This window comes from Rhizobacter sp. P1_G5, assembly GCF_056405435.1.
Window position 1 is genome coordinate 1 of sequence record NZ_JBFUCB010000293.1, and the last position, 7,240, is coordinate 7,240.

12 protein-coding genes and 1 pseudogene are annotated in these 7,240 nt (G+C 63.1%); 5 read left to right on the forward strand and 8 right to left on the reverse strand.

The genetic code is table 11. The annotated features are described in order from the left end of the window. From AC1D12_RS19385 to AC1D12_RS19405, 5 genes and pseudogenes are all read left to right on the forward strand, one after another. Positions 1-363, forward strand: a 363-nt coding sequence (locus AC1D12_RS19385) for a hypothetical protein (RefSeq protein ID WP_477842305.1), incomplete at its 5' end; no start/stop codon positions are given. A 115-nt stretch (positions 364-478) separates the two neighbouring features. Continuing rightward, the gene (locus AC1D12_RS19390; RefSeq protein ID WP_477842307.1) at positions 479-961 is read left to right on the forward strand and encodes a hypothetical protein; all 483 of its coding nucleotides are present in this window, start codon (positions 479-481) and stop codon (positions 959-961) included. A gap of 309 nt (positions 962-1,270) precedes the next feature. Beyond that, positions 1,271-1,846 (forward strand): annotated as a pseudogene (locus AC1D12_RS19395) (3'-5' exonuclease family protein). Positions 1,847-1,891: 45 nt separating this feature from the next. Continuing rightward, entirely contained in the window at positions 1,892-2,272 is a 381-nt protein-coding gene (locus AC1D12_RS19400) for a hypothetical protein (protein WP_477842309.1), read from the forward strand. After that, positions 2,269-2,679 (forward strand): DUF4019 domain-containing protein, encoded by a 411-nt coding sequence (locus AC1D12_RS19405; RefSeq protein ID WP_477842311.1) that lies wholly within the window; start codon positions 2,269-2,271, stop codon positions 2,677-2,679. The genes AC1D12_RS19400 and AC1D12_RS19405 overlap by 4 nt, the downstream gene beginning before the upstream one ends. A gap of 47 nt (positions 2,680-2,726) precedes the next feature. On the opposite strand, the gene AC1D12_RS19410 is transcribed toward AC1D12_RS19405, so the two are convergent. The 8 genes from AC1D12_RS19410 to AC1D12_RS19445 all read right to left on the reverse strand — a co-directional run bounded on the left by AC1D12_RS19410 (position 2,727) and on the right by AC1D12_RS19445 (position 7,239). After that, positions 2,727-3,452, reverse strand: coding sequence for an SOS response-associated peptidase family protein (locus AC1D12_RS19410; RefSeq protein ID WP_477842313.1), 726 nt, complete (start codon positions 3,450-3,452; stop codon positions 2,727-2,729). Continuing rightward, positions 3,424-3,810 carry a hypothetical protein gene (locus AC1D12_RS19415; protein ID WP_477842315.1) on the reverse strand — a complete coding sequence of 129 codons (387 nt, stop codon included), beginning with the start codon at positions 3,808-3,810 and terminating at the stop codon, positions 3,424-3,426. The genes AC1D12_RS19410 and AC1D12_RS19415 overlap by 29 nt, the downstream gene beginning before the upstream one ends. A gap of 1 nt (position 3,811) precedes the next feature. Then, entirely contained in the window at positions 3,812-4,003 is a 192-nt protein-coding gene (locus tag AC1D12_RS19420) for a hypothetical protein (RefSeq protein ID WP_477842317.1), read from the reverse strand. A gap of 65 nt (positions 4,004-4,068) precedes the next feature. Continuing rightward, a complete protein-coding gene (locus AC1D12_RS19425; RefSeq protein WP_477842319.1) occupies positions 4,069-4,857 on the reverse strand; it encodes a DNA adenine methylase in 789 nt (262 codons plus the stop codon). Positions 4,858-5,041: 184 nt separating this feature from the next. Continuing rightward, on the reverse strand, positions 5,042-5,599 hold the full coding sequence (locus AC1D12_RS19430; RefSeq protein WP_477842321.1) for a hypothetical protein: 558 nt from the start codon (positions 5,597-5,599) through the stop codon (positions 5,042-5,044). Further along, positions 5,599-6,189 carry a glycoside hydrolase family 108 protein gene (locus AC1D12_RS19435; protein WP_477842323.1) on the reverse strand — a complete coding sequence of 197 codons (591 nt, stop codon included), beginning with the start codon at positions 6,187-6,189 and terminating at the stop codon, positions 5,599-5,601. Before AC1D12_RS19435 ends, AC1D12_RS19430 begins: the two co-directional genes overlap by 1 nt. 29 nt (positions 6,190-6,218) lie before the next feature. Further along, positions 6,219-6,470, reverse strand: coding sequence for a hypothetical protein (locus tag AC1D12_RS19440; RefSeq protein ID WP_477842325.1), 252 nt, complete (start codon positions 6,468-6,470; stop codon positions 6,219-6,221). Continuing rightward, on the reverse strand, positions 6,460-7,239 hold the full coding sequence (locus AC1D12_RS19445; protein WP_477842326.1) for a phage portal protein: 780 nt from the start codon (positions 7,237-7,239) through the stop codon (positions 6,460-6,462). Before AC1D12_RS19445 ends, AC1D12_RS19440 begins: the two co-directional genes overlap by 11 nt. Position 7,240: the final 1 nt, after the last annotated feature.

Here is a 7,240-nt window from a genome sequence, read left to right on the forward strand (position 1 = left end):
ATCAAAAATATGTACACCGTTCTCTCATTTATTGCCAATGAACTCGCCCCGTCCTTGACGCATACATCTGTACTACGCGCCCCTCATTTTCTGATGCTTTTTGCAGCTTGCGCGGCGATGATTGTCGGCATTCCTGCAGGTAAGATTGAAGTTCCTACCAATCGCGTGCCGCTCGCGACAAAAGAGGCCGTCATCGACAATTTGCTATACCTGTCAGCGATTATTGACCTCGACGAATCGCCGGCGCAGCAGAGCATGGTGGCATTTTGGACTGCTTCGAAAGCAAATGCCCACCGAGTGGCCAGCCGAAAGGTTCGATTCCCCACCTACGTTCTCGCGCTCACCGGACTGCTCGCAAAGTAGAATGTCGCGACTCGCCGTCCCGGTACGTCGATTTATCCAAGAATCGTCTTGGTTGTCGCGGGAATTCGCGAAAGCTCTGCCAAGCCATTCCGACTCCCACAGATTGATCTGCGAGATGACGGTGATTCGCTTGCACGACAGTTGGTCTCGATGCTGTAGGGAGTTGATCGTTGAATCAGCTTGTGGTCGCACCAAAACTGTTGGCGGCACGTGGATCAACCGAGCACCCACGGTAGGCAGTGCCGGCACTGTTATCCCCGCACTTCTCTCCACCTTCAAGAACAAGAAAACTGAGCCTAAATGGTTCGATGCCGCGGAGTGCATCGACTCTGCGCAAAGGCTCAAAGTGGAAAACCTTACTGCGATTGCCGGCGCACTGGGTGCGACTACCTCACCAGCCAATAAGATACGCCACGTTCGGAACTTCTATGCTCACCGCGGCTACTACACCGCCCGTGAGGCATCAAAGCAGATCGCTTTCGTGAAACCGCAGATGCCGGACGTCTTCGAACTTGGCAAACCAAGTCGCCCGGGTATGTCAGTTTTAGACGAATGGATAATGGGCCTAACCGACACGCTGCGCGCCGCTGCCCAATAAATGGTTCAGCACCATAAAACACACCTCAAGAACCTCAGGCATTACCTAGGGCAACCTTTTGAGTGAGCGCCGGCCTGTTAATCCGTAGGTCCCTGGTTCGAGCCCAGGTCGAGGAGCCAGTATTGACGGGGCCCGCAGCGATGCGGGCCCTTTGTCATTGGCGCCCGATATGAGACGTTTATGAGACGGTGTCTCATATCCAGTAGTTCGGCATCGGCAACTGGTGCCGCGCGCGACCGACTTGCGCAGTCGCCCGCCCATCAGAAGATCGGCCCCAACCTGGCGTGCGATCTGGCATCAGAATGCCGCGTGACCACCGAAATCTACGTCTCCACCGACATCGAAGCTGACGGTCCCATCCCCGGACCGCACTCGATGCTGAGCTTCGGCTCGGCGGCCTTCGACGCGAACGGGCGCCTTCTGAGCACCTTCGCTGCGAACCTTGAGCTGCTCGAAGGCGCCGCCTCGTCGCCCACCACCATGGAGTTCTGGAAGGCCAACCCAGCCGCCTGGGACGCCACGCGCGTGGACTGTCAAGCGCCGGGCGTCGCCATGCCGGCCTACTCGGCCTGGTTGAAGTCACTGTCGGGCAAGCCGGTGTTCGTCGGCTACCCCGCGGCCTTCGATTTCATGTTCGTCTACTGGTATCTGATGCGCTTCGCAGGCGAGAGTCCGTTCAGCCACTCTGYGCTCGATGTCAAGACGTTCGCGATGGCGATGCTCCAGCTTCCCTACCGAGACTCGACGAAGCGGAACATGCCGCGCCGGTGAAAGGAAGACCTCCCTCACACGCATGTGGCACTGGACGATGCGATCGAGCAAGGCAAGATCTTTTGTACGATGCTTGCGGAGAACCGCGCCAGTCGAATCGGAGTCCAAACATGAGCGCCACGTCGTGCCGCCGAACCTTCGCCCGGCTACCATGTCGACATGGACCTGATGCCCCGTTCACGCTGGATTGACGAGTTCGTGATGCAGATGTCGAAGCGCTTCAGCGCTGACTCAGCTGAGGCGCTAACCCGGTATGCGGCCGACGTGTGGATCTACCGACGGCAGCAGATTCCAGCAGACGCAGTTGAGCACCAACGCATGCCGATGTCGCAAGTGAAATTCTGGCCGGCTTTGACAGGCGTTGACGCTTGGCYTGAAGCGCAGGCGGGCATGTACATGGCGATCGAGCCAATGAACGCGTGGGACGACTSCCAGGAGGCAGCGCACATCGCCTACGTCGAACAGCGGCACTTGATCGACGCCGACCCCGTCGCCGCGATCGAACAAATCTACTCGCCTTCTGACGCGGAATCACAATGAACCGTTCTATCGCGGCATTGATCTTTGCTCTCTTCCTTGGCGCGTGCACCGCGTCCGCAAAAATCGACGGTGTCGAGGCTGAAGTCGCCAAGTTCCACGCTTTGTTGGACGAGGGCCGGTTCGAAACCATCTGGTCCCAGGGCTCGACGGAGTTTCAGAAAGCAGTCTCCCRCGAAGAGTTCATCGAGATGCTGTCCGCTGTTCATCGCAAACTGGGCAAGGTTGAGTTGGCGACGCAGGAAGGATGGAGAGTCAACTACACACAGACCGGCACTGTCGTGACGATCTCATACAAGACGAGGTTTGCTGAGGGTGAGGCAGCCGAGCAGTTCGTCTACCAAAATGACAGCAAGCTTCCTCAGTTGTTGCGATACGACGTCTCATCCAAAGTGTTCATCGTCAAGTAGTGCGGAGATCCGCCCTCGCTTGGCGATCGACCATCCAGCGCACCAAACTAGAACAGGTCGCCTTGCGTGTCTGCCTTCACTGCAGGCGGCACCTTCGGCTTCTGAGCACGCTCCACCTTCGGCATCGGCGTCGCTTTGATCTTCTCCACGGGCCACTGTCCGATCACGTTCTCGGCCTCGGCCGGCGACCCGAACAGCCAAGCCTGCTGATCCCGCGGCTCCAGCACAGCGACCATGCGCTTCTCCGGATCGTCGGGGTCCGGCTTGTGCATCCGCTTCATGACAGGGTGATCGTCCGCGTTGATCGTGATCATCGTGTACGTGTCGATGACCTGGCCGGTGGTCTTGTCGATCCAGCTGTTCCACAGGCCCGCCAGGCCGAGCGGACTGCCATCGTTGTTCTCGAACCGCCAGCTCACGTGAGAGCCCGTCTCCCAGCACGGCTCATAGAAGTTGCGTACCGGGATCACGCAGCGCTGCCCTGCCAGCCACACCGGTTTGAACGTGCGGCCCACGCGCACCTTGTCTTCCCACCGCGCGTTGTTCGTCGCGTACGGGTAGGTATCGATGTCCGGCCAGTTCGCCGGCACGAGCTGCCAGCGCCCGACGGCGTAGATGAGGCCGCCGCTCGCGCGGTCCGCGCGCAGGAATTGGCCCTGCTTCTTCGGCCCGACGTGGTGCCCGTCGAAGAAGCGCAATGGAGGCATCGGTCCGCTCACGTCCCAGTAGTCCCAGACTTCCTGCTCAGTTGGCGAGGTGTACAGGTTGCACATCCTCGAACTCTAGCGCCGCGGCGCGCGCCGCCGGTGCAACCACCCTCACCCACCACGCCTGGTCAAACCATTCGGAGTTGCGGCTCGACCTGGTCGACTGAAGCTCCTGCCGTCCCTTGATCAACATGCCGCGCGGGTTGATCCGAACCACCCGCGCTTTGTCCAGCGGGGGCAAGACCCAGCTCATGCCCTCGGGACGACACAGGCCGGCCAACAGCGGCGGATTGCGGTCCCGTGGATCTCGACCAGGCCGGTCCGGCGTCAGGCTCAACACGCCACGATGGGCCGGAACAGACGCAAGGCTCCCCCGCTCGAGGCGCTGACCTCGCTTGTACATCTCCACCACGTCGACCAGCATTTCATTCGGGCAGCACAGGGCGCAGCCAGGCGACAGCTGCTTCTTCGGGTTGCATGGCGCGCAGCCGCTCGTCTCGCCAGAGGTCGAGCGCCACGTCATCCAGCTGCTGTGGATCTACCGTCGGCCACTGCGCCTGCAGCCGCGTCGCCACGCGATGCAGCCAGGTCGCCGGCAGGAAAGACGGGTGATCCATGGCAGAAATGTACTGTACGTTTGTACAGTTCTCAAGGGCGCATTGCACGCCCTCGGCCTGGCGGATCAGAAGAGTCCGGCCGGATCCGCCAGCGGATCCCAGGACCAGATCACCAGCTCGCGCCGGTCGACGGCCTTGCCGCCTCCGCCCACCGTGTAGGCGATGTCCAGCGACTCCATGTGCATGCCCTCGAAGCAACGCCGGATGTCCGGGTGGTCGTTGATGCTCATCATCGCCTTGCCCTTCAGGCTGCGGAAAGCTGCGGCGATCGCCTCGTATTCCTCGAACGGAAACGGCACGCCGTAGCCCTCGGTCTGCCAGTAGGGCGGGTCCAGGTAGAAGAACGTGTGCGGCCGGTCGTAGCGCTCGATGCAGGTCTTCCAATGCAACCGCTCGACGAAGGTGCCGGCCAAGCGCAGGTGCGCGGCGCTCAGCTGCTCCTCGATACGCAGCAGGTTCACCGGTGGCGCGGTCGTCGCCGTGCCCCAGGTCTGCCCCTGCACCTTGCCACCGAAGCACTGGTGCTGCAGGTAGTGGAAGCGCGCGGCACGCTGCACGTCGGTCAGCGTCTCCGCGGGCGTGTCCTGGATCCACTTGAACACCTCGCGACTGGACAGCGCCCACTTGAACTGGCGCACGAACTCCTCGAGGTGATGCTTCACCACGCGGTACAGGTTCACCAGCTCGCCGTTGATGTCGTTGATGACCTCCACGTCGGCTGGCGGGCGGAGGAAGTACAGCGCGGCGCCGCCCGCAAAGACCTCGACGTAGCACTTGTGCGCCGGAAAACGCGGGATGAGCAGATCGGCCAAGCGTCGTTTGCCGCCGATCCAGGGAATGATAGGGTTGGCCATGAGGCTCCAGTTTGGGTGTGGGTACACTGCGCCCCGCCTCCGGAAGGTGGCAGGGCCTTGGCTGGGCTCACAGGACATCTCTGTGGGTTTGGTGGCCGCCGGAGTGCTCCAACACAACGGCGGTCGCCCTGTCTTTTTGAGGCAGTGCAGACGCCTGCACTGCCAGGGAACTGCGGTTCGGCGGCTACTTCACTGCCGGCGCCCGGGCCAGCAGTTCGGTCTTCTCGGCCGAACCGCGGCTCGATCCGAACTCGAACTGGTGCGCGTCTCGCAGGCCGTTGGCGAACTGCTGGGTCAGCATGCCCAGCGGGCCGTTGAGCGCCATGATCAGCGGATTCACGTCGCCGCCCTTCGTCACGCCCAGCCAGGTCACGAAGACCATCGCCGACAGGCACGCGAGCATGCCCACCACGTCGCCGACGATCATCAGGTCCGCGCGCTTGGTCGTCCTGCCGAGCTGGGCGAGTTGCACGTCGCGCTTGCGAGCGTCCTGGCGATCGGCGAGGAAGGCCTTGTCGAGATCGGCCTCGGCCGCAATCACCGCCTGGCGGAAGGCCAGCCGCGCGGCAGGATCGGCTTGGATCGCGCTCAGCGCGGCCTGGCCGCTGTCCTTGCCGGTGACCTGCTTGGCGATGTCGATCACGGTGCTGGCGGCCTGCTCGGCCTGGTCGCTGCCTGTGATCCACTTCAGGATGCCCGGCACGAACTGCGCGAGCGCGAAGGCGGTGCTGATCGGGTCCATCAGGCCTTGCCTCCCGCAGCGGCCGCGATCTCCACGCGGTTCAGCAGCCAGCCGTAGACGAAGGTTTCATCCTTCGCGCGGCGCTCGGCCAGCTCGATGTAGAAGGCGCCCTGCAGCGCGTTGAGTGCGCGCAGCAGCACCACCTGGCCCTCGGCGCCGCGGCGGCGCATGTACTCCCGCAACGCCGCGATCGTCATCGGGCCGGTGCGTCCGTCCGCCTTCACGTCGGGATACCAGCTGCCTTCCTTGTTCAGCACGTTCAGCGCACGCTGCAGGAACGTGGCCGCCTGATCGGCGCCCTGGTTCACTGCGGTGTCGAACAGCTCGCCGGCCACGGCCGGCGCCAGGCTCGCGACCTGGTCGAGCTGCAGCGCATCCCAGTACCGGCTGCGGTAGATCGCCTTGGCCTGGTCGAGGCGGAGCAAGGTCATCGGGCCGACGTAGCCGAAGGCGCGCGCCACCGCTTCGGTGATGCCGTACATCGTCTGGCCGCCGCTGTCGCGCGGGTCGTCGCTGAAGCCGGCTTCCTTGCCGAGTACCTGGTCGAATGCGGTCTCGAAGTTCATCGCTGTGGTCGTCGTGGTTGTCATGGTGTGGGGTGTGGAGGGCGCGGCGTCGATCACTTGCCGAGCAGGCGGCTGAACCAGTCGAACTTCAGCGCGCCCAGGCCAAGCAGCGCCATCACCGCGTACATCRCGAGGCGGCGCAGGCCTCGCCCGAGCTGCCGATCGACGTAGCCGCCCCACACGCCGACCAGGCGCTGCGCGGTGCGCTCGTCGCCGAGCTGGGTCATCAGTTGCGCGGACAGGCGCTCGGCGATGGCCTGCGCGTCGGCATCGCTCAGGCTGCGGGGTTCGTGCTTAGGCGGCATACGCTTCCTCCTCTTCGTCGTTGGCCTGATTGGCGCTTTCCTTCGGCGGACTGGGCAGACCGCTCGCGTTCTGGTTGCGCACATCGCTGCTGAACCGCAGCCCCTTCTCCTCGGCCTTCTTGCGCCAACGGGCAACCTGCTCGAGCACGGTGTCGGGATTGCGACCAGCCTTGCGGATCACCTCGACCTCGCTGATGAAGCCGGCCTGGCTCAACGTCAGCCACGCAGTCGCTTCCTTCGCCATGTCGATCCACGGCATCGACGGTGCGACGTAGAGCACGTCGTCGTTCGTGCCTGGCTTCAAGTCGGCAGGCTTTGTCACCACATCAGAGGCGTTCGCCGCGTTGATGAAATCTTCGACCATCGGCTGCACAGCCATCGACACGAAATCRTCCGTCAGGGTGGCGTAGTGCACCCACTGTTCGACGAGTTCCTGCCGCTGGCTGCTGTACGTGCCGTCGTAGTTGCGGCTGACGCTCGAGTAGCTCGCGCCGATGCCGGCGGCGAAGGCACGCAGCTGCCCGTTGCGGAAGGTGATCAGGTTCGGGTTCGGGCGTTTGCTGTCGATGAGGCCGATCTCCTCCCCCACCGCCAGCGTGTCGATGATGGTGCCGGGCGACAGCCCCACCTGGCGCGGCAGGTCGTTGCCGTTGTCGTCCTTCAACGGCCCCTCGTAGCCTCCGCCATCGGGCGCCTGGCGCTTCACGTAGCCGGTCAGCATGGCCGCCACCTTGGCCGCGATGCGTTCGGACTCCTCGTAGTCCTTGATG